This window comes from Parafrigoribacterium soli, assembly GCF_040227235.1.
Lineage (GTDB): Bacteria > Actinomycetota > Actinomycetes > Actinomycetales > Microbacteriaceae > Parafrigoribacterium_A > Parafrigoribacterium_A soli.
In genome coordinates this window covers 37,508-63,665 of record NZ_JBELNZ010000001.1, presented here as the reverse complement: position 1 = coordinate 63,665, position 26,158 = coordinate 37,508, and the positions used below count along the sequence as shown (strand labels likewise).

Sequence of the window (26,158 nt, the reverse complement as noted above, 5' to 3'; positions counted from 1 at the left end):
GTGGTCGCCGTGGTCGAGACCGAGGTGCGTCGCGCCCGCATTGGCGTGATGGGCGGCACCTTCGACCCCATTCACAACGGGCACCTCGTGGCCGCCAGCGAGGTCGCTCAGCAGCTTCACCTCGATGAGGTGGTCTTCGTGCCCACCGGGCAGCCCTATCAGAAGCAGCGCGCCACCTCCGCGGAGCACCGCTACCTGATGACCGTGATCGCCACCGCGGCCAACCCGCAGTTCACCGTGAGCCGCGTCGACATCGACCGCAAGGGGCCTACGTACACCATCGACACGCTCCGCGATCTGCGCTCGGAGCGTCCGGATGCCGAACTCTTCTTCATCTCGGGCGCGGATGCGATCGCACAGATCCTGGATTGGAAGGACGTCACCGAGCTCTGGTCACTCGCGCACTTCGTAGCTGTGACTCGGCCGGGACACCCGCTGTCTATTTCCGGTTTACCTGAGTCAGACGTAAGCTTGTTAGAAGTGCCCGCGCTTGCGATTTCGTCAACCGACTGTCGCGACCGGGTCGGCCGGGGGTTCCCGGTCTGGTATCTAGTTCCCGACGGTGTTGTTCAGTACATCTCGAAACACCACCTGTATCGGAGTCAGACATGACAGCGTGGCAAGACCAGCCGCTCCATGGTGAGTCAGCTCAGGACAAGCCGGACGGCGAGGGGCAGCAGCCTCAGAGCCGACGACAGTTGCGACTCAGGGAGCAGCGCGAAGACACCCGCGACGGCGGGCAGACGCCCCAGCGCACCGTGGATGCCGTATTTGCCAACCCGGCGACGGCCGACGGCCAGTCGGTCGGCGCTTCGATCCCGCCCTCGCACGACGGCAGGCACGGTCTCCGCACGCACGGGGCCGTAGACACCCAGGATGTGCGACTCGAGGTCGCAGAACCCTCAGATCCGCAGATCGAGACCTTTGCTCGTTGGGATGCGCCGGCTCCTCACCGCGCCTCTGAGGACGAGTCGTCCGCCGTTCAGCAGCCGCGCAGCCGTGCCGAGGCGGCGCTGGCGAGCGGCCGTCGCTCTCAGCGCGGCACGCAGCCGAGTGAGGGGGAGGCGCCGTCCGCGAGCTCCGAGGAACGGCCTATCTACCGCATCCGTGACTTCAGGCCGGAATCCCGTCGCTCAGCGTTCTCATCCACGTCCGAACTGTCTCCCTCCGACTGGGGTCGGCCGGGCGCAGCGGGCGAGCCTGCCAATCTGGACTATTACACCCAGCAGCGTCCCACGCCCGTCGCCCAGACCGAGCCCGCGGAAGCCGGAGGCAGCGAAGCCTCGGCGCACAGCGAGGAACCAGCGGCTGCTTTGCCCGAGGTCGCTGAGTCTGAGATCGCGGCGGCAGACTCTGCCGCTGCGGATGACTCGAGCGCCGCCGAGGATTCGGAAAGTCCGGAGGCGCCTGCTCGCGGTGCCCGTATCGCGTTCCCGTGGCTGAGGACTCCTGCACCGTCGGTCCCCGCGCCCGAGACAGCTCCCGTTGCGGCGGCCGACGACGCTGCCGCCCAGAATGGGACAGCCCAGAATGCGCCAGCCCAGAATGCGCCAGCCCAGAATGTCACAGCGCAGAATGCGCCAGCCCAGAATGTGACAGCCCAGCCTACGGCCGCCCAGGACGCTTCGGCCGGGCAGCCGCAGCAAGCGCAGGGCGGGCGCCCGCTCACCCGCCGCGAGCTGCGCGCCCTTCGCGAGTCCTCCGCCCCCCAGGCCGATGCGCACGCGCTGCAGGAGCCGGAGACCCCGGCGCAGCCTGAGGCGCAGTCCCAGCAGGCACCACAGATTCCGCCGCCGCTGCAGTCGCCAGCAGCGCCCGAGCCACAGTCCCCGCGACAGCTTTCGAGCGCGCTCGCGGAGTTCGACGCCCTCATGGGGCGCGCTCCGTCCGAGGCGCCCGCTCCGCTCCGTTCGGCCACGGTGCAGCCTGCCGCAGAGGCCGAGACTGCGGCAACCCCCGCGCCGAGCGCGCTGCCCGTTCCCACACCCGACCTGAGTGCGCCCAAGCTCGTTGCCCCGTGGTCCCTTCCGCAGGCCGGCTCGGACGACGTCGCCGATGGCCCGGTGAGCGCCGCTTCGGCGACCTCCGCCGCGAGCACCGGTCTCGAGAACGCGGCGAGCGACAGCAGCTCCGCATCCTCCGCGTCGTCGGCAGCATCCGCTGACAGCACCACCGCGGGCGGCGAAGCTCCCGAGGCCATCGCCGACGCAAGTCGGCCCTTCGCGGTGCCCACCGGCCACTGGTCGACGCAGGCCGCGGCAGACGATGACGATGCTGAAAGCGTCACCCTCACTCGCAACATCGGGGTCACCAGCGGGTCCGTCACGGCCAACCACCTGGTCATCTCCTCCGTTCCGAATGCCAAGGATCTCCTGCTCCCCTTCAGCCCGACGGGCGAAATCATGGTGACCGGCACGATCGACCTGCCGCGCTCCTTCGGAACGACGGGCGCGCATCCGGCCAAGTACGACCACTCTGACGTCGATGCGCTGCTTGAGGCCAGCGATCGCGAAGACAGCGATGTCGACTCCGCTCCGGTGCGTGCCATTCGCGCCGTGAGCACCCACACCTCGAGCCGCGGGCTGATCGGCACGGGCAAGCCGCCGCGCAGCAGCAAGCTGCCGATGGTGTTGGCGGTCTCGACCGCCGGACTGGCCACGGTCGTCGTGGTGCTCTTCGTCGCCGGGTTCGTTCTCCACCTCTTCTGACCCGTGACCGACTTCTCTTCCACTCTCTCCCTCCCCGTTAGGACCCTGTGACCGCGACCGAACACGCCCGCGAACTCCTTCAGCTCGCTGCCGTTGCTGCCGACTCGAAGCAGGCGGACGACCTCGTCGCACTCGACGTCTCGGGGCCGCTTCCTCTGGCCGACATCTTCTTGCTCGCCACGGGGCGCAACGAGCGCAACGTGATCGCCATTGCGAGCGAGATCGAGGATCGCCTGATCGAGGCTGGCACGAAGCCGCTTCGCAGGGAGGGCAGGTCGGAGGGCCGATGGGTGCTTCTCGACTTCGGCGACCTCGTCGTGCACGTCTTCCACGAGGAGGACCGCATGTACTACTCGCTCGAGCGACTCTGGAAGGACTGCCCGGTCATCCCGATCGACCTTCCCGTGCGCGAAGCCACGGAATAGCTCGGCGCGGTAGTCCGTGCCCGCGCGACTCGAGCTGCCGTCGTGGCGCAACAACGCGGATGACGCGCAGCGCACGCGCGCAACGATCGACGCGTGGGCATCCAGTTCGGCGCTCGGCGACCTGGTCCGCGCGTCCGGCGGTGCGCCGCCCGCCCTCGGCCCCGCGCCGCTGCTCGACTGGCTGGACGAGTTCGCCGCCGCGCACTGGGACTTCAGACGAGGAGCGGAGCGCAACCTCGCGACACGGGTGACGCTGCCGGTCGAACTGGAGCGAGCCGTCGCGCGATCGGCTCCGGCGCTCGGTCTCGCTGGCCCCTATCCCGATCCGGGCGAGTCATACGACACGATCCTCATGACCGGCGGCATGATCCGCGCCGGCATCGTGAAGCCACGGTTTGCCCGGGAGCTTCTCGTCGCGGGCCTGCGTGCGCGCAGCATCGTGTTCCTCGGCGGCTTCCGGCCCTTTGCCGGCGACGAGCTCTCGCTGGCCCGCGTGCTGGGCGTGCACGGCGACAACGAATTCGATGCGATGACGACGGGCATGCAGCTCGCGTTCGGCCCGCTCGGCGAACCCGAGGTCACCGGCGCGGGCAGTGGAAACGCGGGCTGGCGCTCCTGGCGCTGGGGGCTCGACGACGTGACGTTGCGCGTGGTCGCGGCGCCATCATCCGAGGCGGCGCTGCGCAGGGCGAACACGCCAGACACCTATCGATTCTGGGCTTCCCACCTTCGGGAGCCCTCCGAGCGATCGGTGCTCGTCGTGACGACTCCGATCTACGTTCCATATCAGGGCACCGGCGCCGTCGAGATCCTCGGCCTGGAGCACGACCTGAGGGTCGAGACCGTGGGCACGAGCGAGACCGCGAACGACCTGGGGGAGCACAGCCAGCGATTTCTCGCGCAGCATCAGCTGCAGGAGTTGCGCGCGGCGATCGGGGCCATGCGCAGGCTGCGTGCGAGGCTGAGCGAAGGCCCGGCAGAGGGAGCATCCAGTGGCGACCATTAAGTACCCGGTGATCGAGGGCGACCGTCTGCGGTTGAGGCCACCAGTGCCGACGGATGCTGCGCTGCTCCTGGCGATCCTGCTCGAGCCGGAGGTCTCGAAGTGGTGGTGCGGCTACACGGCCGAGCGGGTGCGCACGGAGATGATCGATGTTGACGACCACCTGGTCATCGAGATCGACGGCCGCCCGGCCGGAATGGTCGCCATCTACGAGAACAACGAGCCGGAGTACCGGGCGACGGCGATGCACATCTTTCTCGGGGCCGAGTGGTACCGCAAGAGATACGGCGCGGAGGCATTGGCGACGGCGATCATCTTCCTTGCGGAGCGGGGGCACCATCGCTTCACGCTCGACCCGAACGCGAACAACGAGCCGGCCATCCGGAGCTACGAGCGCCTGGGATTCCGACGCGTTGGGGTCGCCCGCGACTACCAGCGGATGCCGAACGGCGAGCTGAACGACGCGCTGCTCATGGACCTGGTGATGCGAGACTTCCCGAGCGGCCGAGTCGACTGGCGCTGAGCCCGCACTGGCCGTGCGGAGCGCGGCGCGGTTCAAGCCCCCTCCGGTTGTGTAGTAATCTTGTCAAGCTGTCCGGTTCACTGGACGGCATGGGTCCATGGCGCAGCCTGGTAGCGCACCTGCATGGCATGCAGGGGGTCAGGGGTTCGAATCCCCTTGGATCCACCATGTGATGAGTCGGGACATAAGTCTCAGATGAGTCGCGAAATATGTCACTGAGAGCCCGACCATCGGTCGGGCTTTTTCATCGTGTTGCGCCAGTAGCGACGGTCGCGGCCGTGCGGGGCCGTGGTCGAGCGCCTGGTCAGCGAAGTCTGGCAGGGTGATCGGCCGCGTAACCTTTTGGGGCCGGGCATCGATTACTCAGGTGCGGGCCGATGATCCGCGTTGTTCGTTGTTCGTCTTGTCTGAATTTTGGGAGATGTCACATGTCATTGTTTACCGCGTTTGTGGGTAGCAAGATCGCCGTCGGTTTGTTGGCCGCGGGAGTTGTCGGAGTGGGTGGTGTCGGTGTCGCGGCTGCCGCCAACGTCCTGCCCCCATCGATTCAGCAAGGTGCGCATGACCTCGTTGGCGCACCGGCGCCGCTGACTCTTGACACCGACGTGAGCACGGACGTGAGCACCGAGGCGAGCGCCGAGGCGACGTCCACGTCCACCCCGAGCCCGACCGAGACGCCGACGGCGGCTCCCGTGGGTCCCGACGCGACCGGTCCTGCGGCCGTTGGCCTGTGCACTGCGTATGCGCACGGTGGAGTGGACGCCACTTCGACCGCGTACACCTCGCTGGTCACTGCAGCATCCGGCTCGGCCGACATCGCCGCGTATTGTGCGACGATCGTGGCCCCGGGCAACTCGGCGTCGCATCGATCGACCACGTCACCTGCCCCCACCACGTCAGGTCAGACGGTGAAGGGGCATTCGGATCACACCGCCACGCCGCAAGCTCCCGGACGGGTATCCTCGGGTGTCGCGCACACGCCTGTGACGGGTGCTCGGCAGTAACACAACGGTCGATCTATGCGGGGGCGAGACACGTTCGTGTCGACAGCAGTGAGAAACGGAATCCGGCCCGCCCGGAGGGATCAGCGCTCTTCGAGGAGGAAGTCCTGATCACGTGGTGAACTCGCCCCCGGCCGAAGGTCCGGCGTCCCTCGGGACGCCGGTTCCTTTCGCATTCGACGAGGTGTACCGCGAGTATTCCCCGTCGATACTCGGCTACTTGACTGCGCATGGGATCGACGATCCGGAAGGAGTAACCCACGATGTCTTCCTGGCACTGTTTCCTCGGATTAATTCCCTTCGCGGAGGGATCGAAGGGGTGAGGACGCTGCTGTTCTCCATCGCGCACGCCCGATACGTCGACTATCAGCGGCGGCGGACCCGAACGCCAGACCTCGTTGAATACGATCCGGGATCGGACGCTCGCGTGAGTGAGTCGGCGGAAGACTCCGCGATGAGGGCGACCGAAAGCGCGGACGCTCTGAGAATCCTGTCGCTTCTCAACGAAGACCAGCGCGAGGTGCTGCTGCTGCGGGTGGTGGCTGACCTACCGTTGGATCGCGTCGCCGGCATCATGAATAAATCGGTCGGTGCGATCAAGCAGCTGCAACGTCGCGCTCTGCTCGTATTACAAGAACACCCCGCAGTCGAACTCTGGAGATCGCGATGAGCATCGGATATCTGCGTCCCGACGAGCAAGTGGTCGATGAGCTGCTCGCCGAGGTAGACCCGGCAGGTGCCGAAGAGCTGCGACCGCTGCTGTTGGAATTGCGGTCGATCACCGGTCGTGGCGTCCCGATCCCGTCTGCCGAGTTGGCCGCAGTGCTGCACCAGAACGTCGCGCCACTTCGTCCGCGTCGCAGAGGCACTCGACGTGCCCTGGTGGTGACGCTCGCCGTCGTCACGACCATGGGACTCGGTGTCGGAACTGCCGCCGCGGCTATCCCGGAATTCCGCACTGCCGCCCAGGACGCGATCACCGGGTTGTTCACCTCCATTACGCGGGGCCACCCCGCGCCGGCCAGCCCCGCGAAACCTCTGGCTCCGCAACCCTCACGGACTCAGCAGCGCGGAGCTTCCCCGTCGATGATTCCCACGCCCATATCCGGTCCGTTCGCGACACCACCAAGCTCGGGTCGGGGTCGGGGTCAGGGTCAGGGTCAGGGCCAGTCCGGGAACGACCAGCGCGTGCGACCTCGGCCGACACCGCTGCCACACTCGGACCATTCGAGCGTGCCGCGTGGCCTGCACAGTCCGGAGCCGGCCCCGTCGCGCTAGCTCCGCAACCAGGGCATGCCCGAGCAATCAGGTCCGGCACAATTGTCGTGCGCCGGTTCAGATCAGACCGGCCACTCCTCACGCCGCCATGCCGCGTCCCAGAACATCCACTCGAAGCGCGCGCCGGTTCCGAATGCCTGGCGCATCCGATCCCGGTCAGCGGGACCCGCGTCCGCCGCGGCACGATCAACGATGCCTCGCGCCTGCCGCGTCGCATCCGCGAAGCCCGGGTCGCCGTAGGTGGCGATCCAGTCGGCATACGGATGCGCCGAAAGGTCACCCACGCGTTCCTTGAGCCGCCGGCCCACGTCCTCGTAGATCCAGAAGCAGGGCAGCAGCCCCGCAACGAGGGCCGGATGGCATCCGCCGGCGGCCAGGGAGAACAGGTATGAGGTGTACGCGGTGCAGGTGGGGGAGGCCGGGATCGCGGAGAAGTCCGCCACGTACGCGGCGTGCAGCTGTCGCTCAGCGCTGACCGCCGTGGTCGCGCTGCCCGCCCAGAACAGCAGCTCGTCCGCGAGCTCTGATCGGGCGGCCGCGCTCGCCAGTACCCGACCGTAGGAGGCGAGGTAGTGGGCATCCTGTGCCATGTAGTAGCTGAAAAGGTCTCGCGGCAGCCTGCCGTCCTCCAGGCCGACCAGGAAGGGAAGCCGGTCAATCGCCTCGAGCACGGCGCTGCTCTCGTGCCAGAGCTCGTCGGTGAATGTCATTCGTTCCTCCAGTGCTCGTGAAAGTGGTGCACGGGGCCGTGGCCGTAACCGACGCCGAGTGTGTCCGCCGCGGCGAGTGCCCCGGTGAGCCAGGTTTTCGCGTCTCGCGCGGTGACCAGCCAGCTCTCCCGCTGTGGGCGCAGCGCCGCGAGTGCCGATGAGAGGGTGCAGCCGGTGCCGTGCGTGTTCGTCGTCGGGACGCGAGGTCCGCGCAACTCCCGCTCGACCCCTGGAGCGAGAAAGATGTCCACGATCTCGGCGCCCATCGCCGGTCCCGGCTCCGTCTCCGTGAGGTGACCGCCCTTCAGCAGCACCCGCTGGGCGCCCAGATCGAGCAGAGCGTGTGCCTGCTCGTGCATCTCTGCGACGCTCGTGGCGACGGGCGCGCCCAGCAGCACGGCCGCCTCCGGCAGGTTGGGCGTGATCACGGATGCGGCGGGCATCAGGGCGCGCATGGCCTCGACCGCCTCGTCCTCAAGCAGGCGGTCGCCGCTCGTTGCCACCATCACAGGGTCGAGCACGACGAAATCGCAGCGCTGCTGCGCGAGGAATCGACCGACGGCAGCGATGATCGGCGCGTTCGCGAGCATCCCGATCTTGATCGAGTGCACGGTCACGTCGGTGACGAGGGTCTCCAGCTGGGTCGTGACGAAGTCGGCCGGTACGGCCTGAACGGCGGTGACACCAACGGTATTCTGCGCCGTGAGGGCCGTCAGCACGGTGGTGCCGTAGACGCCGAGCGCGCTGAAGGTCTTCAGGTCGGCTTGGATGCCCGCCCCGCCGGACGGATCGCTGCCGGCGATGCTGAGGGCAACGGTGGCGGTCATGATCGCCCCCGGCCCTCGCGTGCCCTGGCGTTGTCCCAGGCCTCGCGGATGTCCCTCGCCGCGGACTCGGATTCCTCCCGACCACAGATGGCACTCACGACCGCGACCCCGGATGCCGCAGTTGCCGCCACGAGACCTGCTCGCTCCGCGTCGATGCCACCGATCGCCACGCACGGCCACGGACTCGCCGCGCTCACCTGATTCAGGCGTTCGAGGCCGCCAGGCGCCGCGGCATCCGGCTTCGTGGTCTGCGCCCAGATGGGACCGACGCCCAGGTAGTCGAGGCTCTCCAACGGCATCCGCCGGGCGGCCGTCACGTGCTCCACCGTCTGTGCGGAGAGGCCGAGATAGGAGTCGGGGCCGAGAATCGCACGAGCCTCGTCGACACCGAGGTCGGACTGACCGATGTGTGCGCCCTGCGCTCCGATGGCGTGCACGAGGTGCACCCGGTCGTTGACGAGGAGCGGCACGCGCGTGCCGCCCAGTGCCGCGACGACTGCTCGTCCCAGGGCGACGAGTTCCGCATCCTCGGCATGTGGGTCGCGCAACTGCACGGCGGTCACCCCGCCGCGCACGGCGGCGGCAACGGTCGCGGCCACGCCGAAGGCTCCGCACAGGGTTGTGTCCGTCACGAGGTAGAGCGACAGGTCCAGAGGAGGCCTGGCCATGGGGCGCTCCTCAGCCGAGCCGCACGCGTGAGGCGACGGACTCGGGGGAGAGGGCATCCAGTTGGTCGAGCAGCGCGACGGCGAAGCTGCCGGGCCGCGGTGCGACAGCGGCGGCCGCGTCCGCTGCGACGGTGAGCACGGCGGTCGCCGCTGTCGCCGCCAGGACTCCGTCGTCGAGCACCGCCGCGAAGGCGGCCATCAGCGCACCGAGCGCACAGCCCACGCCCGTGACGCGGGTCATCAGGGGGTGCCCGTTCGCCATGCGCACGAGCCGGTGTCCGTCGGTCACGTGATCGACCGCGCCGCTGACGGCCACCGTGGTGCCGTGCCGCAGCGCGAGTGCGCGGGCGGCCTGGAGTGCCGCCTCCGGCGTATCCACCGACTCGACCCCCTTTCCACCCGTTCCCCCGGCCAGGGCCAGGATCTCGGACGCGTTGCCGCGGATGATCCTCGGGGCCGAGGACTCAAGCAGCGAGAAAGCCACGTCGGTGCGCCATGCGGCGACACCTGCCGCAACCGGGTCGAGCACCCAGGGTGTGCCGGATACGTCGGCGGAGGCCACGGCCGCGGCCATCCCGGAAGTGGTGTCATCGTAGGGGGTACCGAGGTTCACCAGCACGGCACCCGCGATCGCGGCGAATGCACCCGCCTCGTGTGGGTTGTCGACCATTGCGGGTGCTGCGCCCGCCGCCAGCAGCACGTTCGCGGTCCATGGGGCCACGACAATGTTCGTGATGCACTGCACGAGCGGCTGCGACTCGCGCAGCAGGCGAAAACCATCGCCCACGGACGCGGCTGTGGGAACGGAAAAATTTGGAGCCACGATGGTGACGTCCCTTCGCTAGTACGAACTAGAGCAGGTTCGACGGGTGTGATCTCAGCCGTTACCGGCACCCCGCGTCGTGAGTCAGTGTAGTCGGTGCGGCGCTCGGGCTTGCGACGGCCGCCTAGTCGCGCGTTCGCTGCCGGAACGCGATCATGTTCATGCGGTTGCCGCAGCGGATGCCGCAGAACTGCTTCGATCCGTTGCGTGAGAAGTCGATGAGGATGCCCTCGCAGTCCCCGGCCGCGCAGGAGCGCAAGCGTCCCGTCTCGCCGGAGCGGATCACGTCGATCATCGCGAGCGCGACCTCGACGCGGATGCGTTCGGCGAGTGGCGCATCGTGGGCCGTGGCGTGCAGGTGCCAGTCGAAGCCGTCGTGGCGCATCAGGTGGGGGAGCGCGCGGGCGTCGCTCAGCATCCGGTTGACCTCGAGCGCGGCGGCATCCCGGTCGAGGCTCCAGAGATGACGGATGCGCGACCGCGTCTCGAGCACGTCGCGCAACTCCGCCTCATCCCGATCGAACCTCCCGGAATAGCGATGTTCGGTGAGCAGGGCCGTCAGCGAGGCCGGGGAGTCGAGCTCGTCCAGGCCGCTCTTGGTGGCGCCGGCGATCGTGTTGCCCAGCGCGACCGCGAAGGTCAGGGCATCCTCGGTGTCAGGGGCAAAATGCAAATTGACTCCTTACTCGGGACAAGACTAACGTCGTGGCTGCAGCATCACCAGCTCTCGCACTGAGGAACACCATGAAACGCTCGTCGACATCCCTCGGACTCGTGATCGCGCTCGTCGCGGCAGCGACCTTCGGTACGTCCGGCGCCTTCGTGAAGCCGCTGCTCGAGGCCGGCTGGAGCCCCGCCGCGGCCGTGACGGTGCGCGCGCTCACCGGCGGTATCGTGCTCGCTCCACTGGCTGCGGTGATGCTGCGGGGCAACTGGGCGGCCCTGTGGCGCGGCCGTTGGCGCGTGCTCGGGATGGCGCTCATCGGCGTCGCGGGAACGCAACTCGCGTACTTCGCGGCGATCCAGCGCATCCCCGTAGGCACCGGCATCCTCATCGAGTATCTGGCCCCGCTCCTGCTCGTCGGGCTGGTCTGGCTGCGCAGTCGCCGCGCGCCCAAGGCCGTCGTGCTCGTCGGCTCCGTGGTCGCGCTCGTCGGCCTCGTGCTCGTCGTCTCGCCCGGCGGCGGCGGTAACTTCGACCTGCTCGGTCTCGGCTTCGCGCTGCTCGCGATGGTGGGCTGCGCGGTGTACTACCTCGTGGCGGCGCGTCCGAACGATGGCTTGCCTGCCGTCGCCCTCGCGGCATCCGGCCTACTGATCGGCGGTGCCGTGCTGGGCCTCGTCGGGCTCACGGGGCTCCTTCCGCTGACGGCGACCTTCGGTGAGGTGCACCTCTTCGGTGATCTCGTACCGTGGTGGATTCCGCTCGCCGTCGTCGGCATCATCTCGACGGCCATCGCGTACGCGACGAGCATCACGGCCAGCGCCATGCTCGGCTCCCGCCTCGCCTCGTTCTTCGGGCTGCTCGAGGTGGTCGCGGCGACCTTCTACGCCTGGCTCCTGCTGGGCGAGCAGCTCAGCATCGCCCAGTTGCTCGGCGGCGCGCTCATCCTCGTGGGCATCGGTTTCGTGCGCTCCGAGAAGACGGATGCGCCAATCGAGCCGGCGTCGACCGGTTCGATCGAGGTCGTCGCGGTGAACGCCAGGGCGGAGGGGCCTCAGCGTTCGACTAGGGGCTGACGGCGAGGTCGGCCGCCGCAGCGCGCCTGCGCACGCGCGCCTTGAAGCGCTCCGAGTCCGGGATGCGCGCGAGCAGCGGGCCCGCCACGATCGTGATGAGAACGTAAGCGGTGGCGAGTGGTGCCAACTGGGGCTCGATTCCCGCGCTCACGGCGAGACCGGCGATCACGATGGAGAACTCGCCGCGCGGGGTGAGTGTGAGGCCCGTGCGCCAGCGACCCGGCGCGCCGACACCGGCCCGTCGGGCGGCGAGGTACCCGCTCAGGAACTTCGTCGTCATTGTGAGCACGGCGAGGCCGAGGGCGGGCAGCAGTACGGGCGGGATGTCGTTCGGGTCGGTTGCGAGGCCGAAGAAGACGAAGAAGACCGCCGCGAACAGATCGCGCAGTGGGGTGAGCACGCGCGCGGCCTGTTCGGCTACCGGGCCGGAGATCGCGATGCCGACCAGGAAGGCGCCGACCGCGGCCGAGACGCTCACCTGTTCCGCGGCTCCCGCCACGAGCATGGTCAGGCCGAGCACTCCGAGCAAGAGGGGCTCCGGGTGCTGCACCGAGAACAGCTTGGCGACGAAGCGCCCGTGGCGAAGCGCCACGTACAGGATGATGACGACGACCGATACCGCGATCACCACGGTCGTCGCGCCGGCGAGCAGGCCGGCGCCGATCACGAGGGCCGAGAGCACGGGCAGGTAGAACGCCATCGCGAGGTCTTCGATCACGAGAATCGAGAGGATGACCGGCGTCTCGCGGTTGCCAAGCCGCTTGAGGTCGCGCATCACCTTGGCGATGACGCCAGAGGACGAGACCCAGGTGATGCCCGCGAGCGCCACCGCGGCGACGGGTCCCCAGCCGAGCACGAGGGCGAAGACCGCACCGGGCACGGCATTGAAGAGACCGTCGAGCAGTCCGGCCAGCTTGGACTGCTTGAGGCTCGTCATGAGCTCACCCGCGGAGTATTCCAGCCCGAGCATGGCGAGCAGCAGGATGACGCCGATCTCCGAGCCGATCTTGAAGAACTCCTCGCTCGTGTCGAGCGGGAGGAATCCGCCCTGGCCGAAGATGAGGCCCGCGAGGAGGTACAGCGGGATCGGGGACACTCCGATGCGGATGGCGACGCGACCGAGAATGCTCAGGCCGAGGAGGAGCGCGCCTACTTCGATGAGCAGCACAGTCGTGTCATGCATGGCGATCCAGGGTTAGCTTGGGCCGCGAGCGATGAGCGTGCTGAGTGCGTCGAGTCCACTGCGAGTTCCCACGGCGACGATGATGTCCCCGTGCTCGAAGCGAACATCGGGCGTGGGAGAGGGGACGACGTGCGAACCGCGCACGATCGCCACGATCGACGCACTCGTCTTGGTGCGCGCCTTGGTGTCGCCCATCGGGCGCCCTACGTACGCGGAGTCCGCGGGCAGCGAGATCTGCTCCGTGAAGACCCCGGCGGTCTGGTCGCCGAGTCCTGCGAGCTGGCCGAGCATGAGGGATGCCCCCAGCACGTCGGCGAGCGCCGCCGCCTCGTCATCCGTGAGCACGATCGAATCGCTGCTGGAGTCGGGATCGTCGGGGTCGAAGATGGCCAGGTCTCGCTCGCCAGAGCGGTGCGACACCACGCTGATCTTGCGTCCTCCGGCGGTGAGCACATCGTGGCGCATGCCGATGCCGGGCAGGTCTACTCGCTGAACTCGGACTCCCATGGGGCGAGGGTATCAGTGCGGCCCGAGCGACTGCTCCTGCGGCTCGTCGTCGTCGATCTCGCGAAGCACGGCGTCGGCGATCTCGCCGAGGAGTTCGAACTGCTCCGGGCTGAGTGCGTCGGCAACGTAGCGCCGCACCGCCGCCTCGTGGTGCTGTCGAGCGGCCTCCGCGGCTGCCCGGCCGGCCTCGGAGGCGCGGACGACGAAGCCGCGGTTGTCCTCTGCACACTCATCGCGCACGACGAGCCCGCGTTCGGTCATCCGTCGCAGCTGGTGCGACAGTCGACTCTTCTCCCACTCGAGTCCACAGCGCAGGGCGAGCGAGCGAACCGAGCCCTCCGGCGATTCGATAATCGCCGTGAGGATTTCGTAGTCCGCCTCGGACAGCCCCGTCTCTCGCACGAGTTCGCGTCCAAGCCTGCCGCTGAGGCGCGTTCGCATGCGCTGATAGCTCGCCCATGAGGATGCCTGCCGCTGGGTAAGGCCTGAGTCGGACATGTTCCCATTCTAGTTGATGTATCAACAAAACGCGCTAAGGTGGTTGATGCATCAACAAACGGAAGAGACCAATCATGTACTACGGGCACGAGCTTCAGTTCGGAACGTTCATCACTCCGGCGAACAACCCTCCGCAGACGGCGGTGTCGCTCGCCGTGCTCAGCGAACAGCTCGGTTATGACCTCGTCACGTTCCAGGACCATCCGTACCAGCCGGCCTTCCTCGACACGTGGACGCTGCTCAGCTGGGTCGCGGCCCGCACCGAGCGCGTGCACCTCTCCCCAAACGTTCTCAACCTCCCACTTCGACCTCCCGCCGTCACGGCTCGCGCTGCGGCAAGCCTCGATCTGCTCTCCGGCGGCCGCATGAGCCTCGCCCTCGGCGCTGGCGGATTCTGGGACGCGATCGAAGCCATGGGCGGACGGCGCCTCACTCCTGGACAGTCGGTGGACGCACTGAGCGAGGCCATCGACGTCATTCGTGGCATCTGGGATGCTGGCGAGCGCTCGTCTCTTCGCATCGACGGTGACTACTACGGCCTTGCCGGCGCGAAACGGGGCCCGGCACCCGCCCACACCATTCCGATCTGGCTCGGCGCGTACAAACCCAGGATGCTGCGGCTGATCGGCCGCAAGGCCGACGGCTGGCTGCCATCTCTCGGGTATATGAAGCCCGGGGACCTCGCGACCTCGAACGCCACCATCGATGAGGCGGCCGTCGGCGCGGGCCGCGATCCGCGCGAGATCCGCCGCCTGCTCAACATCGGCGGGCAGTTCTCGCCCGTCCGCGGCGGACTCCTGCAGGGGCCGAGCGAGCAGTGGGTGGAGGAGCTGTTGCCGATGGTCATGGACGATGGCGTCGGCACCTTCATCGTGGCCGCCGATGATCCCGGCACCCTGGAGCGCTTTGCTGAGGAGGTCGCGCCCGCCCTTCGTGCGGCCGTCGAGCGAGAGAAGGTCTCGCATGGCGTGCCGCAGTCCGATGGCATCGTGCGCAATGCGATCGCTCTCGGCAAGCGACGGGACGGCATCGACTATGACGGCATCCCCGAGTCCATTGCCGGAAGCGCGATCGAGCCGGGCGACGCGAGCTACTCGCGGGTGCGCTCGACCTACATGCGCGGCGGTGCCCCCGGTCTCGTGCTCCAGGTGCACACCGCGGCTGAGGTCGTCGACGCGGTGGCGTTCGCGCGGGCAAACCGCGACGTTCCGCTCGGCGTGCGCAGCGGCGGACACGGCATCAGCGGTCGATCGACGAACGACGGTGGCATCATCATCGACCTGTCACCGATGAAGGCGATAGAGGTGCTCGATGAGGCGACCAGGAGAGTGCGAATCGAACCGGGTGCGCGGTGGAAGGATGTCGCACACGCGCTCGCTCCCCGCGGCTGGGCGCTGAGTTCGGGCGACTACGGCGGGGTCGGGGTCGGCGGCCTCGCGACAGCGGGTGGGGTGGGGTACCTGGTGCGCGAGCACGGGCTCACGATCGACCACGTGCGAGCCGCTGAACTGGTGCTCGCGGACGGTTCCATCGTGCGGGCGGACGCGAACGAGAATCCCGAACTGTTCTGGGCGGTGCGTGGCGCGGGAGCGAACGTCGGAATCGTGACCGCCTTCGAATTCGAGGTCGACGAAGTGGGCGAGGTCGGTTTCGCCCAGCTCGTGTTCGATGCGTCAGACACCGCGGGATTCCTCGAGCGCTGGGGCGCTACGGTCGAGGCCGCGCCGCGCGAGGTCACGAGCTTCCTGATCATGGGCGCGTCTCGCCGGGGCCAGCAGACCGTTGCCCAGGTGATGGTCGTGGTCGACTCGAGCGAGCCGGACACGATCATCGAGATGCTTCAGCCCTTCGCCGAGGTTGCGCCGCTTCTCGACCAGTCCGTGAGTCTGACCCCCTACAGCGCCATCCTCGACAACGCTCAGGATGGCAGCCACGACGGGCGGGGCGAGCCGGTCTCGCGCTCGGCCCTCGTCGAGCACATCACGCCCGAGTTCGCCCGGGGAATCGCGGAGATGCTGGAGCGCGGTACGAGCTACTTCTTCCAGATCCGCTCCGTCGGCGGCGCCGTTCAGGACATCGAGCCGGATGCCACGGCCTACGCCGGGCGGTCAGCAAACTTCTCGGTCATTGCGCTCGGGCCGAGCAGGGAGCGACTGAACGCGGTGTGGGAGACGCTGAAGCCGCACTTCACCGGCCTCTATCTGAGCTTCGAGTCCGACCTGAGCCCGGAGCGAATCGACGAGGCGTTCCCGCCTGCGACGCTCGCGCGACTTCGCCGGGCGAAGCTGCAGTACGACCCGGGCAACCTGTTCCGCGACAATTTCAACGTCGCCCCGGCCGAGGACATCACAGCGGAGGAACTCATGGCAGAGGAGCTCACAGCGTCCTGAGTGCGCTGCGTTGAGTGTCAGCCGGGAAGCCCGACGATGAGGCGCAGCGAACCCTCGAACTCTGGCTGGGTGCGCAGCGCGCCGTAGCGGACATCCCACGCGCCAGAGTCGAGGTCGCGCCGGAGCTCGCGGTCGAAGCGCCGCTCCACCTCCGGGCCGACGAAGCTCCAGGCCGAGTTGGCGAGGCGCGCACCCGGGTCGAGCAGTGCTTCGGGCCGACCGTAATATGCCTCTCCAAATCCGTCGGTGCAGTCGAGGGGCACGGGCAGCACGCGCACCTCGACCGTGCCGCCGAGCATCCGCGCGATGTCGGCCGGCGCCGGATAGCGGCGCGATTCGGTCTGTAAGACTTCGGGCGCGTAGTCCACGAGCCAGAATCGGGTCAGCTCGGCGGGGTCGCAGCTGAGGATGACGACCGGACCCCTGGTGACGCGCCGCAGCTCGCGCAGCCCGGCCTCGAGATTCTGCCACTGGTGCACGGTGAAGGTCGCCATGGCGGCGTCGAAGCTGTCGTCTGCGAAGGGCAGTGCTTCAGCGCTCGCGTCGATCGCTGTCGCGAGGTGCGCGGGTCGCTGGGCTCGCATCGATTCGCTCGGCTCGACGGCGGTGACCTCGCGATCCAGCGGTTCGTAGGATCCGGCTCCGGCCCCGACGTTCAAGACGGTCGTGGCGTCGCCGAGGGCGGCGTTGATCTGGGCGGCGATGCGCGCATCCGGCCGGCGGTATCGCGAGTAATCGGTTCCGATCGTGCCGTAGTCCGCGTCGCCCGCGCTTCCGTCGGGCTTTCGGGACTGTGTGGTCATGACCGAAAGTCTAGGAGATCTGTCGCTACCAGGCTGCGGGCTTGTAGTCCTTCAGAAAGACACCGTAGAGGTCTTCGCCGGCCTCGCCGCGCACGATCGGATCGTAGACGCGCGCCGCGCCATCCACGAGGTCGAGCGGCGCATGGAAACCCTCCTCGGCGAGGCGCACCTTGGTGGGGTGCGGGCGCTCATCCGTGATCCAGCCGGTGTCGACACTCGTCATGAGGATGCCGTCTGTTTCGAGCATTTCCTTCGCGCTCGTGCGGGTGAGCATGTTGAGAGCGGCCTTGGCCATGTTCGTGTGCGGGTGGCCAGGTCCCTTGTAGCCGCGCCCGAACTGCCCCTCCATCGCCGAGACGTTCACGATGTAGGTGCGACGGGCCTCGGATGCCGCCATCGCCGGCCGCAGGCGGCTCACGAGCAGGAATGGTGCCGTTACGTTCGCGAGCTGCACCTCGAGCATCTCGAGCGGGTCGACCTCCTGCACGTGCTGGGTCCAGCTGTTGGCGTCGTGGTGGTCGGGAACGAGGCCGCCGGCGTCGATCGCTGTGCCCGCCGCGAGCCGATCCAGCGAGGACGAACCGGCCGCCATCGCGAGGGCCGTGAGTTCGTCCGCGGTGCGGCCGCCCGCCTGCGAGAGCACCTGCTGCGACAGAAGCGGATGAGTCGCGATCGAGGCCGCGAGCGCCTGCGGGTGCGCGTCGTTCGTGTGGCCGAAGGTGAGCAGCTCCGGCAGCGGCCCGTCGGGGAGCGGCTGCGACTCACCCTCCGAGAGCGGAGCGTAAGCGCCGGGGGAGCGTCGCACGGTCTGCGCGGCGTTGTTGATGAGGATGTCGAGCGGGCCGGCCTCGATCATCGCGTCGCAGAGGCCGATCACCTGCGCCGGGTCCCGCAGGTCGATGCCCACCACGCGAAGGCGATGCAACCATTCGTGGGCATCGGGCAGCGAGGAGAAGCGGCGCACGGCATCCCGGGGAAACCGCGTCGTGATCGTGGTGTGGGCGCCGTCGCGCAGCAGGCGCAGGGCGATGTACATGCCGATCTTGGCGCGGCCGCCGGTGAGGAGGGCGCGCTTGCCGCTGAGGTCGGTGCGCGCGTCGCGCTTGGCGTGGCTCATCGCGGCGCAGTCCGGGCAGAGCTGGTGATAGAACGAGTCGACCTGCGTGTAGGGCTGCTTGCAGATGTAGCAGGGGCGAGGCTTCTGCAGCGTTCCCGCGGTCGGGGCCGCGACGGTGATCGCGAGCGGAATGCCGCGGGTCTCGTCGTCGATGCGGTCGGCCGCGCCGGTGGCGGTGGCCGCGACGACCGCACGGTCGGCATCCGCGATCTCGGCCCGCTTCTGGAGGCGCCGGGTCTTTTTGACCGACTTGAACATGCGCGCCGTGGCCTGGCGCACGGTCACGAAGTCGGGATGCTCCTCGTCGATGCCGTCCATCGCCGCGAGTACCCGAAGGGTCACTTCGAGTTCGGCTGGGTCGATGGGATGGTCGGAGGGCACACAAGATTCTACGATGTGGCACGGTTGACCCATGGCCTCGAAGATTCTGCTCGACTGCGACCCCGGGCTTGACGACGCGCTCGCTCTGCTCCTCGCCCACGGCGACCCCGACATCGAGCTCGTCGGCGTGACCACGGTGGGCGGCAACGTCACGCTCGAGCACACGAGTCGCAACGCCCTCGAACTGCGGGAATACCTCGGCTTCACGAGCGTGCCGATCTCGGCCGGCGCATCTGCGCCGATCGTGCCGGAGACGGCATCGACCGTGCGCGAGGCCAGGGATGCCGCCCAGGTGCACGGCGAACGTGGCCTCGGCAGCGTGGTGCTCCCCGCGGCGACCCTGCCGCTCAGCGACACTCGCGCCGTCGACTTCATCATCGACACGATTCGCGCGGCGCCGGGCACGATCGATCTCGTCGCCACCGGACCGCTCACGAACATCGCGCTCGCGCTGCGTCGCGACCCGGGGATCGCCTCGCTCGTAAAGTCTTTCGTCATCATGGGTGGCTCGTTCACCCGGGGCAACGCGACGCCGGCCGCCGAGTTCAACATCTACGCCGATCCGGAGGCGGCGAGCATCGTTTTCAACGCCGGCTGGCAGGTGGTGATGGTGGGGCTCGACCTCACACTGCAGGCCATCGCGAACGCCCAAGTTATCGAGCGGATGACCGCACTCGGCCCGCTGGGCACCAAACTCATCGTGCCGCTGTCGACCTTCTGGACCGACCCGAACGACCCCGACTGGCAGGGCCAGGCCGTGCACGACGTGTGCGCCGTTGCCTACGTCGCGAGGCCCGAGCTGTTCACCTCGCGCCCCGCGAGGGTGGATGTCGAGACCGCGGGCACCTTCACCGACGGCATGACCGTGGTCGATTTCGACTCGCCGACGCCGAACGCCCTCGTCCCGTACGCCCTCGACGTGGACGGGTTCTGGAACTATGTGGAGGGCGTCTACGGGCTCGTCGCGGCCGCGCATCCGCATGGTTGATTCTCTGCTTGATCGGGTGCCGAACGCCGACGACCCGGATGCCGTCTACGCCGCCTTCGTGGACTGGACCAGCGGGCAGGGTATCAGCCTGTATCCGGCCCAGGACGAAGCGCTCATCGAGATCGTCTCGGGCGACAACGTCATCCTGAGCACGCCGACGGGAACCGGAAAGTCGCTCGTGGCGGTGGGTGCGCACTTCGCCGCCCTCGCCGCGGGCAAGCGCAGCTTCTACACCGCGCCGATCAAGGCCCTCGTCTCGGAGAAGTTCTTCGCTCTTGTCGAGGTGTTCGGCGCCGAGAACGTCGGCATGGTCACGGGCGATTCGAGCGTCAACGCGGACGCACCGATCATCTGCTGCACCGCCGAGATCCTCGCGAACCTCGCCCTGCGCCACGGTGCCGATGCGGCGGTCGACCAGGTGGTGATGGACGAGTTCCACTTCTACGCCGACCCGGATCGGGGCTGGGCCTGGCAGGTGCCGCTGCTGACGCTGCCGCGGGTGCAGTTCATCCTGATGTCGGCGACCCTCGGTGACGTGGACTGGCTGGCCAATGACCTGAGCGAGCGCAACGGGCACCACACCTCCGTCATCGTGGGGGTCGACCGGCCGGTTCCGCTGCACTACTACTACGCCACGACGCCGGTGCACGAGACCGTGGAGGACCTGCTGAAGACCGGCCAGGCGCCGATCTACATCGTGCACTTCTCCCAGCTCGCCGCCCTCGAACGGGCGCAGGCGCTCACCAGCGTGAACGTCGCCACGCGCGAACAACGCGACGAAATCGCGGCGCAGATCGGTGGATTCCGGTTCACGACGGGATTCGGACGCACGCTCTCGAGACTGTTGCGCGCCGGCATCGGAGTGCACCACGCGGGCATGCTGCCGAAGTATCGGCGGCTCGTCGAGCAACTCGCTCAGCGCGGACTGCTGCGGGTCATCTGCGGAACCGACACTCTCGGCGTGGGAATCAACGTGCCCATCCGCACAGTGTTGCTCACCGCACTCACCAAGTTCGACGGCACGAAGATGCGCCAGTTGAGCGCGCGCGAGTTCCACCAGGTCGCGGGCCGCGCCGGACGTGCGGGCTTCGACACCGCGGGCACCGTGGTGGTGCAGGCGCCGGAGCACGAGACCGAGAACGCGCGGCTGCTCGCCAAGGCCGGTGACGATCCGAAGAAGATCAAGCGGATCGTGAAGAAGCGCGCCCCGGACGGCTTCATCTCCTGGGGCGAGCCGAGCTTCAATCGCCTCGTGGCTGCGGAGCCCGAGAAGCTCTCCTCCAGCATGCGGATGACGCACTCGATGCTGCTCAACATCATCGGCCGCGGCGGCGACGCCTTTGCCGAGGCGAGGGAGCTCATCGAGAACAACCACGAGTCGCGGCCGCGCCAGCTCGAACTGGCGCGGCAGGCTCTTGCGATCTATCGAACGCTGCGCACGGCGGAGATCGTGCAGCAATCCGCGGACGGCCAGATCTTCCTCACGGTCGACCTGCAGCCGAACTTCGCGCTCAACCAGCCGCTGTCGCCGTTCGCGCTCGCGGTGTTCGACCTCATCCAGCCGGCTGACGGAGCCGAGGCGTCACCGTCCTACGCCCTCGACATCATCTCCGTGCTCGAGGCGACGCTCGACGACCCGAGGCCCGTGCTCTCCGCGCAGCAGTTCCTGGCGCGCGGCGAGGCGGTCGCCGCGATGAAGGCCGAGGGCATCGAGTATGACCAGCGCATGGAGCTGCTCGAGCAGGTGACGCATCCGAAGCCCCTCGAGGAGCTGCTCGACGCGGCCTTCTCCACCTATCGCGCCTCGCAGCCGTGGGTCGGCGACTTCGAACTCAGCCCCAAGTCGGTCGTGCGCGACATGTACGAGCGCGCGATGACCTTCAACGACTACATCGGCTTCTACAAACTGAACCGCTCCGAGGGTCTCGTGCTTCGCTACCTCTCAGACGCCTATCGTGCGGCGCGGCAGACCATCCCGGACGAGGCGAAGACCGAGGAACTGCTCGACCTGATCGAATGGCTGGGCGAGCTCGTGCGCCAGGTCGACTCGAGCCTGCTCGACGAGTGGGAGGAACTCACGAACCCCGCGGCCGTTCTCGAAGCAGCAGCGGCACCCGTCCTGCCGCACGCGCCGCACGGGGTCACCACGAACCAGCGGGCGTTCCGCACCCTGGTGCGCAACGAACTATTCCGGCGAGTGCAACTGGCTGCTCTCGAAAAATACGAGGAACTAGGCGAGCTGGATGAGGCATCCGGCTTCACAGCGGAGGTCTGGGCAGACGCCATGGACCCGTACTTCGCCGAATACGACAGTCTCGGCACCGACGCGGATGCCCGCAGTTCCGGGATGCTCATCCTCGATGAGGGCGCCGCCGTGTGGACGGTGCGGCAGATTTTCGCCGACCCCGCGGGCGACCACGACTGGGGCATCAGCGCGACAGTGGACCTGGCGGAGTCGAATGATGCCGGGGTTGCGGTGCTGCGGCTCACCGCGGTCAATCGCCTCTGATCGTCGTTCGCTGAGCCCGTCGAAGCGTTGAGTTCGTTCACTGAACTTGTCGAAGCGGGCCCTTCGACAAGCTCAGGGACCGGCTGGATGAATCCCCTCGCCGCTCCGGCTGCGGTTGGCGGTTAATCGTGGGCGGCAAGCCTCTCCTGCAGGCCGAGGCGCACGGCCGGCCACTCGCTGGCGATGATCGAGAACACGACGGTGTCGCGCAGCGTGCCGTCCGTTCCGATCGAGTGGCTGCGCAGAACGCCGTCCTGTTTGGCCCCGAGCTCGGCGATGGCCCTGCGGGACTGGCGGTTGTGCCAGTGGGTGCGAAATTCCACGGCGATGCAGTCGAGCGCCTCGAAGGCGTGGCGGAGAAGTAACAGCTTCGCCTCGGTATTGATGCCGGTGCGCTGCGCGCTCGGGGTGAGCCAGGTCGAGCCGATCTCCAGGCGCCGGTTGACGGCATCCAGGTTCATGAAGGTCGTCATGCCGATGGCCTCACCGGTGTCGTTGCGGCGAATGGTGAACGGCAGCATGCTTCCCGCCTCGCGCAGGGCGAGTCTGCGTTCGATCTCGGCGGGCAGGCCCTGCGGGGTGGGGATGTGTGTGTACCAGAGCTGGCCGAGTCCCTGCGCGGCACCGCTCAACTCCGTCGCGTGCCCCGCCGCTAGTGGCTCGAGGGTGACCTTCTTGCCGACGAGTGTGGGAACGGTACCGAAATCCATGTCACGACTGTATGGCGTACCAGACAGTGTTACGCGATCGCCTCAGCGTGAGATCTCGAGATAGCTGAGCCCGCGCAGGTCGAGCCAGATCCGATCACCGCTGTCGACGAGCTTCAGCAGCACCTCGTCGCACCCGCGACAGCGCACCACGAGCCCGGGTGCCTGGTCGTAGAGCACGGTCTCTGCGAGCACGCAGACGCGGCCGCAATGCTCGCACCGCCCGGATGCTGAGGTCAGGTCGATCGCGAAGAGTTCGAGCAGCGGTCCGGCCGCGGCATTGCCGTCGAGCGCGCTCACGGTGGTCATGGCGAGACTCCTATTCCGCCGAAGCGTTCGGTTCTGATTCTCTCGGGCGCGTGTCCCGCGTCGACGAGCCAGTCGGCGACGGCCTCGACGAACGGCGTGGAGCCGCAGACATAGAAGGTTGCCCCCTCCGACGGCGGGAACACGCTCGCCTCGATCGCGTCTCGGTCGAGGCGGGCGGGCGCGGTGGGCCAGCCCGGCGGTGTCGCGCGCGAGAACGCGTGGCGCACCTCGAGGTGAGCGTCCTGTGTGGCGCGCTGCTGTAGCTCCTCGTAGAACAGGGCGGATGCGGGCGACCGCACCGAGTGCAGCAGGCGGAATGGTGCGCGGCTCACCGCGTCGCCGTGGGAGCGGATCATCGACATGAGCGGCACGACACCCGAGCCGCCGCCGATCAGCTGCACGGGACCGTCGTCGTCACCCCGCCAGACGAACCAGCCGCCGGCCGGTCCGCGTATTTCGAGGCGATCGCCGATTTCGGCAACGTCGACGAGGTAGGGCGAGACTTCGCCGTCAACGAGTCGGTCGACGGTGATCTCGAGTCGCGCGGAGCTTGCGGAGGATGCGATCGAGTACGAGCGCACCGCAGTGTAGCCGTCCTCTGCGGTGAGGCGCACGTCGACGTGCTGCCCGGCGCGGTGGTGCTGCCATCCCTCGACCTCGAGGGTGAGGGTGCGAGCACCCGGGGTCTCCGGATGCGCGGCGACGATGGTTGCCGGTGCGAAGCTCACCAGTAGCGCTGTTCGAGCCAGGGGTCGCCGTACATGTGGTACCCGTTCTGCTCCCAGAATCCGGGCTCGTCGTTCTCCATCATGCGGATGCCGCGCACCCACTTCGCGCTCTTCCAGAAGTACAGGTGAGGCACGAGCATGCGGGCCGGTCCGCCGTGTTCCGGCTCGAGTTCGTCGCCGTCGAATTCGAACGCCACCCACGCCTTGCCGCCGAGCAGATCCTCGAGCGGAACGTTGGTCGTGTAGCCGCCGTAGGAGTAGGTCATGGTGAAGTCGGCGCTGGTGTCGACATCCGCGAACAGGGTGTCGAGGGAGACGCCGCGCCAGCCGGTGCCGAGTTTCGACCAGCTGGTGACACAGTGGATGTCGGTGGTCACGTCTTCGGCGGGCAGTGCGCGGAACTGTTCCCAGTTCCAGGCGTGCACGACGCCGGTCTCCGTCGTGATGCTAAAGGCCCATTCGCCCTCGTCGATGCGCGGCGTGGGACCCGCGGAGAGCACCGGAAAGCTCTCGGTGAGGTATTGCCCGGGCGGCAAGGCGGGGTCGTCGGAGCGCCCGCGCCCGGAGAAGCCTGATGAAAAGAACCCCATGTGCTGGCCTCCTGATACCCGTTGCGTCTGCACCGCCGAACCGAGCGTTAGCGCGATGCTACTCGCGGTGCCGGCTGCGGTCGAGGACGGATGCGTCGCGCGGGTTGAGCGTATCGAAGCCCGATCGCGACCCGGGGTTCGATACGGCTGCTCCTTCGTTGCGGCCTACTCAACCCGCCTATCTACGTGGGTTGAGTAGCGAGGGACGAGCGTATCGAAACCCGATCGTGCGACCGCGTCGTGCCGCGTCACGCGCGCAGGCGCACGTCGGGCTCTGTCGTGTATTCGTGTCCGCTGGGTGAGATCCAGGTGAGCGTGCCCGGCGGTTCATTCACCGAGTGGTTGTGCTGCACGCGCCATCCGCTGTTGTGTTTGAGTCGATGGTGACTTCGGCAGAGATGGGCGAGGTTGTCGTGGCGGGTTTCGCCGCCGTAGGCCCAGTCGTCGGTGTGGTCGATGTCGCATTGGTATGCCGTGCGGGAGCATCCGGGGAAGCGGCAGGTGCTGTCGCGCAGCCGCAACCAGTTCTTGAGGTCGCTCGGCACGCGGTAGCTGTCTTTGCCGACGGAAAGCACGGTACCGGTCTCCGGATGGGTGAGCAGCCTGATGAAGCTCGGCGCACGAGCGGCCAGTTCGCGCGCCGTCTCGGCGTCGATCGGACCGTAGCCGTCGAGGTTCGCCGGCTCGTCCGAACGGCCGAGCAGGGTCATCGCCGGCACCGTGACATACACGGTGGGTCGGATGCCGCGCGGGCCTTCGAGGGCGGGTTCGCCGTCAACGAGGAGGTCGCGGAGGGCGTCCGCTCGTGCCTGCGCGAGCGCGCGCGTGGGCACTGAGTCGCTGGAGGTCTTGTCGATGGCGCGCAGACATCCGGCCAGTTCGGTGAGTCTGTGGAAGGCGGCCAGCGCATCCGGGGCGGGGAGGTACGCGCTGAGCCAGGCCATGCCGTCGCGGCCGGGTGTGAAGGTGACTTCGCGGTCGGTCGTGGCCCGTTCACGGCGTTCGACGATTGTCTCGGGGTTGGTGCGTTCGCGCAGGGTGCGAAGCTTGCGTTCGAACTTGGCGACGGTGAGGTTGCGCGCGTAGGGGAGCGCGGCTGCTTCGAGCGCCGCTGTGGCATCCGCATCGAGTCCTGCGACGCTGTCGACTATCGCCTCGGCGTGTCGATAGCTGATTTCACCGACCTTCAACGCAACGAGCGTCAACGGGAGTGAGCGAGTGAGGCCGTGGGCCGTAGCGATTTGGTTCTCGGCCGTGCGCTCGGGGATCCTCATCGCGCACGCGACCTCCGCCCGAAGCGACCGCCACTGCATCGACTGGGACGGTATGAAAGGCGAACTGTCGGTGGACGACACCTGGTCTTCCAGTTCGGCGAACACGATGGCCTGATTGAGCAATTCGGCGCGCATCGCCGTGAGCCCGGCGATCATCTTTTCGACGCCCACCACGGCGTCAACGATGTCAGAAATGGTCTCGGCGACGGCAGCGTGCAGCGAGGGCGTTGCCTCACTCGTCGCTGTGTCGACCACCTTTTCCATGCTCTAACTCAACACGCAACCACCGACATTGCAGGTGACTGCACGGCGTCCCGGTCTCGATAACGGCTGCTCCTTCGTCGCGGCCTACTCGACCAACGGAACGCTCGACCAGCGTCATACCCGCTGGTCGAGTAGCGAGGAACGAGCGTATCGAGGCCCCCACGGGGTACGTGCACGAAGGTGTCGATACGCGGGCTCGCACGT

General features: G+C 67.9%; 27 protein-coding genes, 1 tRNA gene and 1 riboswitch. Of the genes, 12 read left to right on the top strand and 16 right to left on the bottom strand.

What is annotated here, in order from left to right; translation table 11 throughout:
- Positions 1–9: 9 nt before the first annotated feature.
- The 6 genes from nadD to ABUA37_RS00285 all read left to right on the top strand — a co-directional run bounded on the left by nadD (position 10) and on the right by ABUA37_RS00285 (position 4,827).
- Entirely contained in the window at positions 10–612 is a 603-nt protein-coding gene (nadD, locus tag ABUA37_RS00310) for a nicotinate-nucleotide adenylyltransferase (RefSeq protein ID WP_349897110.1), read from the top strand.
- On the top strand, positions 609–2,708 hold the full coding sequence (locus tag ABUA37_RS00305) for a hypothetical protein (RefSeq protein WP_349897109.1): 2,100 nt from the start codon (positions 609–611) through the stop codon (positions 2,706–2,708). The genes nadD and ABUA37_RS00305 overlap by 4 nt, the downstream gene beginning before the upstream one ends.
- A 47-nt stretch (positions 2,709–2,755) precedes the next feature.
- On the top strand, positions 2,756–3,133 hold the full coding sequence (gene rsfS, locus ABUA37_RS00300) for a ribosome silencing factor (RefSeq protein ID WP_349897108.1): 378 nt from the start codon (positions 2,756–2,758) through the stop codon (positions 3,131–3,133).
- Between the two features lie 16 nt (positions 3,134–3,149).
- Positions 3,150–4,139, top strand: coding sequence for a hypothetical protein (locus ABUA37_RS00295; RefSeq protein ID WP_349897107.1), 990 nt, complete (start codon positions 3,150–3,152; stop codon positions 4,137–4,139).
- The gene (locus ABUA37_RS00290; protein ID WP_349897106.1) at positions 4,126–4,659 is read left to right on the top strand and encodes a GNAT family N-acetyltransferase; all 534 of its coding nucleotides are present in this window, start codon (positions 4,126–4,128) and stop codon (positions 4,657–4,659) included. The genes ABUA37_RS00295 and ABUA37_RS00290 overlap by 14 nt, the downstream gene beginning before the upstream one ends.
- A gap of 91 nt (positions 4,660–4,750) precedes the next feature.
- Positions 4,751–4,827 (top strand) — tRNA-Ala (locus ABUA37_RS00285).
- 379 nt (positions 4,828–5,206) lie between these two features.
- Here ABUA37_RS00285 and ABUA37_RS00280 read toward each other — a convergent pair.
- Positions 5,207–5,536, bottom strand: a complete 330-nt coding sequence (locus ABUA37_RS00280) for a hypothetical protein (RefSeq protein WP_349897105.1) — start codon at positions 5,534–5,536, stop codon at positions 5,207–5,209.
- A 239-nt stretch (positions 5,537–5,775) separates the two neighbouring features.
- Between ABUA37_RS00280 and ABUA37_RS00275 the strand changes: the two genes are divergently transcribed.
- Entirely contained in the window at positions 5,776–6,330 is a 555-nt protein-coding gene (locus ABUA37_RS00275; RefSeq protein WP_349897104.1) for an RNA polymerase sigma factor, read from the top strand.
- Positions 6,327–6,938: a hypothetical protein gene (locus ABUA37_RS00270; protein ID WP_349897103.1), complete on the top strand. Its 612-nt coding sequence runs from the start codon at positions 6,327–6,329 to the stop codon at positions 6,936–6,938. Before ABUA37_RS00275 ends, ABUA37_RS00270 begins: the two co-directional genes overlap by 4 nt.
- Before the next feature lie 62 nt (positions 6,939–7,000).
- Here the strand turns inward: ABUA37_RS00270 and ABUA37_RS00265 are convergent, their stop codons facing one another.
- From ABUA37_RS00265 to ABUA37_RS00245, 5 genes are all read right to left on the bottom strand, one after another.
- The gene (locus ABUA37_RS00265; RefSeq protein ID WP_349897102.1) at positions 7,001–7,648 is read right to left on the bottom strand and encodes a TenA family protein; all 648 of its coding nucleotides are present in this window, start codon (positions 7,646–7,648) and stop codon (positions 7,001–7,003) included.
- A complete protein-coding gene (gene thiD / locus ABUA37_RS00260) occupies positions 7,645–8,475 on the bottom strand; it encodes a bifunctional hydroxymethylpyrimidine kinase/phosphomethylpyrimidine kinase (RefSeq protein ID WP_349897101.1) in 831 nt (276 codons plus the stop codon). Before thiD ends, ABUA37_RS00265 begins: the two co-directional genes overlap by 4 nt.
- Positions 8,472–9,143 carry a thiamine phosphate synthase gene (gene thiE, locus ABUA37_RS00255; RefSeq protein WP_349897100.1) on the bottom strand — a complete coding sequence of 224 codons (672 nt, stop codon included), beginning with the start codon at positions 9,141–9,143 and terminating at the stop codon, positions 8,472–8,474. Before thiE ends, thiD begins: the two co-directional genes overlap by 4 nt.
- 10 nt (positions 9,144–9,153) lie before the next feature.
- Positions 9,154–9,969, bottom strand: coding sequence for a hydroxyethylthiazole kinase (gene thiM / locus ABUA37_RS00250; protein ID WP_407075335.1), 816 nt, complete (start codon positions 9,967–9,969; stop codon positions 9,154–9,156).
- Positions 9,960–10,051: riboswitch (TPP riboswitch) on the bottom strand. (Overlaps the previous gene by 10 nt.)
- Positions 10,052–10,090: 39 nt before the next feature.
- The gene (locus ABUA37_RS00245) at positions 10,091–10,639 is read right to left on the bottom strand and encodes a CGNR zinc finger domain-containing protein (protein WP_349897098.1); all 549 of its coding nucleotides are present in this window, start codon (positions 10,637–10,639) and stop codon (positions 10,091–10,093) included.
- A gap of 32 nt (positions 10,640–10,671) precedes the next feature.
- Between ABUA37_RS00245 and ABUA37_RS00240 the strand changes: the two genes are divergently transcribed.
- Positions 10,672–11,706 carry an EamA family transporter gene (locus ABUA37_RS00240; protein ID WP_349897097.1) on the top strand — a complete coding sequence of 345 codons (1,035 nt, stop codon included), beginning with the start codon at positions 10,672–10,674 and terminating at the stop codon, positions 11,704–11,706.
- On the opposite strand, the gene ABUA37_RS00235 is transcribed toward ABUA37_RS00240, so the two are convergent.
- The 3 genes from ABUA37_RS00235 to ABUA37_RS00225 are packed head-to-tail and all read right to left on the bottom strand — an operon-like array spanning position 11,696 to position 13,894.
- Positions 11,696–12,889 carry a cation:proton antiporter gene (locus tag ABUA37_RS00235; protein WP_349897096.1) on the bottom strand — a complete coding sequence of 398 codons (1,194 nt, stop codon included), beginning with the start codon at positions 12,887–12,889 and terminating at the stop codon, positions 11,696–11,698. The genes ABUA37_RS00240 and ABUA37_RS00235 overlap by 11 nt on opposite strands.
- A 12-nt stretch (positions 12,890–12,901) precedes the next feature.
- The gene (locus ABUA37_RS00230; RefSeq protein WP_349897095.1) at positions 12,902–13,396 is read right to left on the bottom strand and encodes a cation:proton antiporter regulatory subunit; all 495 of its coding nucleotides are present in this window, start codon (positions 13,394–13,396) and stop codon (positions 12,902–12,904) included.
- Positions 13,397–13,408: 12 nt separating this feature from the next.
- Entirely contained in the window at positions 13,409–13,894 is a 486-nt protein-coding gene (locus tag ABUA37_RS00225; protein WP_349897094.1) for a MarR family winged helix-turn-helix transcriptional regulator, read from the bottom strand.
- A 74-nt stretch (positions 13,895–13,968) separates the two neighbouring features.
- Between ABUA37_RS00225 and ABUA37_RS00220 the strand changes: the two genes are divergently transcribed.
- Positions 13,969–16,284, top strand: a complete 2,316-nt coding sequence (locus ABUA37_RS00220) for an LLM class flavin-dependent oxidoreductase (protein WP_349897093.1) — start codon at positions 13,969–13,971, stop codon at positions 16,282–16,284.
- A 17-nt stretch (positions 16,285–16,301) separates the two neighbouring features.
- Here the strand turns inward: ABUA37_RS00220 and ABUA37_RS00215 are convergent, their stop codons facing one another.
- The gene (locus ABUA37_RS00215; RefSeq protein WP_349897092.1) at positions 16,302–17,087 is read right to left on the bottom strand and encodes a class I SAM-dependent methyltransferase; all 786 of its coding nucleotides are present in this window, start codon (positions 17,085–17,087) and stop codon (positions 16,302–16,304) included.
- A 25-nt stretch (positions 17,088–17,112) separates the two neighbouring features.
- Positions 17,113–18,618, bottom strand: a complete 1,506-nt coding sequence (locus tag ABUA37_RS00210) for an SDR family NAD(P)-dependent oxidoreductase (RefSeq protein ID WP_349897091.1) — start codon at positions 18,616–18,618, stop codon at positions 17,113–17,115.
- Here ABUA37_RS00210 and ABUA37_RS00205 point away from each other — a divergent pair.
- Complete coding sequence (locus tag ABUA37_RS00205; protein ID WP_349897090.1) at positions 18,617–19,573, top strand: nucleoside hydrolase; 957 nt, start codon at positions 18,617–18,619, stop codon at positions 19,571–19,573. The two genes, ABUA37_RS00210 and ABUA37_RS00205, sit on opposite strands and share 2 nt — an antisense overlap.
- Positions 19,566–22,082 carry a DEAD/DEAH box helicase gene (locus tag ABUA37_RS00200; protein ID WP_349897089.1) on the top strand — a complete coding sequence of 839 codons (2,517 nt, stop codon included), beginning with the start codon at positions 19,566–19,568 and terminating at the stop codon, positions 22,080–22,082. Before ABUA37_RS00205 ends, ABUA37_RS00200 begins: the two co-directional genes overlap by 8 nt.
- Before the next feature lie 122 nt (positions 22,083–22,204).
- On the opposite strand, the gene ABUA37_RS00195 is transcribed toward ABUA37_RS00200, so the two are convergent.
- The 5 genes from ABUA37_RS00195 to ABUA37_RS00175 form a co-directional block, all read right to left on the bottom strand.
- Positions 22,205–22,792 carry a GNAT family N-acetyltransferase gene (locus tag ABUA37_RS00195; protein WP_349897088.1) on the bottom strand — a complete coding sequence of 196 codons (588 nt, stop codon included), beginning with the start codon at positions 22,790–22,792 and terminating at the stop codon, positions 22,205–22,207.
- A 42-nt stretch (positions 22,793–22,834) separates the two neighbouring features.
- Positions 22,835–23,098: a DUF6510 family protein gene (locus tag ABUA37_RS00190; protein WP_349897087.1), complete on the bottom strand. Its 264-nt coding sequence runs from the start codon at positions 23,096–23,098 to the stop codon at positions 22,835–22,837.
- Positions 23,095–23,826 carry a ferredoxin reductase gene (locus tag ABUA37_RS00185; RefSeq protein ID WP_349897086.1) on the bottom strand — a complete coding sequence of 244 codons (732 nt, stop codon included), beginning with the start codon at positions 23,824–23,826 and terminating at the stop codon, positions 23,095–23,097. Before ABUA37_RS00185 ends, ABUA37_RS00190 begins: the two co-directional genes overlap by 4 nt.
- Positions 23,823–24,416: a sulfite oxidase-like oxidoreductase gene (locus ABUA37_RS00180; protein WP_349897085.1), complete on the bottom strand. Its 594-nt coding sequence runs from the start codon at positions 24,414–24,416 to the stop codon at positions 23,823–23,825. The genes ABUA37_RS00185 and ABUA37_RS00180 overlap by 4 nt, the downstream gene beginning before the upstream one ends.
- A 248-nt stretch (positions 24,417–24,664) precedes the next feature.
- A complete protein-coding gene (locus ABUA37_RS00175; RefSeq protein ID WP_349897084.1) occupies positions 24,665–25,954 on the bottom strand; it encodes an HNH endonuclease signature motif containing protein in 1,290 nt (429 codons plus the stop codon).
- Positions 25,955–26,158: the final 204 nt, after the last annotated feature.

Excerpts from the sequence above, each read along its gene's own strand:
- ABUA37_RS00180 (WP_349897085.1), bottom strand. The coding sequence starts at position 24,416 with ATGGGGTTCTTTTCATCAGGCTTCTCCGGGCGCGGGCGCTCCGACGAC.
- ABUA37_RS00265 (WP_349897102.1), bottom strand. The coding sequence starts at position 7,648 with ATGACATTCACCGACGAGCTCTGGCACGAGAGCAGCGCCGTGCTCGAG.
- ABUA37_RS00195 (WP_349897088.1), bottom strand. The coding sequence starts at position 22,792 with ATGGATTTCGGTACCGTTCCCACACTCGTCGGCAAGAAGGTCACCCTC.
- ABUA37_RS00235 (WP_349897096.1), bottom strand. The coding sequence starts at position 12,889 with ATGCATGACACGACTGTGCTGCTCATCGAAGTAGGCGCGCTCCTCCTC.
- ABUA37_RS00205 (WP_349897090.1), top strand. The coding sequence starts at position 18,617 with ATGGCCTCGAAGATTCTGCTCGACTGCGACCCCGGGCTTGACGACGCG.
- ABUA37_RS00210 (WP_349897091.1), bottom strand. The coding sequence starts at position 18,618 with ATGGGTCAACCGTGCCACATCGTAGAATCTTGTGTGCCCTCCGACCAT.
- thiD (WP_349897101.1), bottom strand. The coding sequence starts at position 8,475 with ATGACCGCCACCGTTGCCCTCAGCATCGCCGGCAGCGATCCGTCCGGC.
- ABUA37_RS00175 (WP_349897084.1), bottom strand. The coding sequence starts at position 25,954 with ATGGAAAAGGTGGTCGACACAGCGACGAGTGAGGCAACGCCCTCGCTG.
- ABUA37_RS00225 (WP_349897094.1), bottom strand. The coding sequence starts at position 13,894 with ATGTCCGACTCAGGCCTTACCCAGCGGCAGGCATCCTCATGGGCGAGC.
- ABUA37_RS00220 (WP_349897093.1), top strand. The coding sequence starts at position 13,969 with ATGTACTACGGGCACGAGCTTCAGTTCGGAACGTTCATCACTCCGGCG.
- thiE (WP_349897100.1), bottom strand. The coding sequence starts at position 9,143 with ATGGCCAGGCCTCCTCTGGACCTGTCGCTCTACCTCGTGACGGACACA.
- ABUA37_RS00230 (WP_349897095.1), bottom strand. The coding sequence starts at position 13,396 with ATGGGAGTCCGAGTTCAGCGAGTAGACCTGCCCGGCATCGGCATGCGC.
- ABUA37_RS00270 (WP_349897103.1), top strand. The coding sequence starts at position 6,327 with ATGAGCATCGGATATCTGCGTCCCGACGAGCAAGTGGTCGATGAGCTG.
- ABUA37_RS00305 (WP_349897109.1), top strand. The coding sequence starts at position 609 with ATGACAGCGTGGCAAGACCAGCCGCTCCATGGTGAGTCAGCTCAGGAC.
- ABUA37_RS00200 (WP_349897089.1), top strand. The coding sequence starts at position 19,566 with ATGGTTGATTCTCTGCTTGATCGGGTGCCGAACGCCGACGACCCGGAT.
- ABUA37_RS00190 (WP_349897087.1), bottom strand. The coding sequence starts at position 23,098 with ATGACCACCGTGAGCGCGCTCGACGGCAATGCCGCGGCCGGACCGCTG.
- ABUA37_RS00215 (WP_349897092.1), bottom strand. The coding sequence starts at position 17,087 with ATGACCACACAGTCCCGAAAGCCCGACGGAAGCGCGGGCGACGCGGAC.